Annotated in this window: 1 protein-coding gene; it reads left to right on the forward strand. The window is 39.7% G+C overall.

The features are described 5' to 3' along the window. Positions 1–312, forward strand: a 312-nt coding sequence (locus tag BTV99_RS13640; protein WP_178377996.1) for a hypothetical protein, incomplete at both ends; no start/stop codon positions are given.

The raw sequence follows: 312 nt of genomic DNA on the forward strand, positions 1-312 counted from the left end.
ATTAAAGAGGTTCAAGATGCCCTTAAGGGCAGTAAAGCCCCAGCTATTGTAAAACTAGAGCTGTTGCAGCAGGAGTTTACTCAACCTAATGCTACGCGTCTTTTAGGATGGGTCAATAGCTTGTTGAGTGATAGTAATAACAGGTTAGATACCATTAGTAAATATCTGGGATGTATTGGTCGGGATTGGCTGATGCTAACAATGGATGAGAATCTTGATGAATGGTCTGGTGAGGACTTTGAAGCTGTATATGAGGAGATCATTCAAAGTAAGATTAAGGATGGAAGAAAGCGGTCTATTTTGAACAAAAAC

Origin of the sequence: Psychrobacter sp. Rd 27.2 (genome assembly GCF_001921755.1) — a bacterium.
Classification (GTDB): domain Bacteria; phylum Pseudomonadota; class Gammaproteobacteria; order Pseudomonadales; family Moraxellaceae; genus Psychrobacter; species Psychrobacter celer.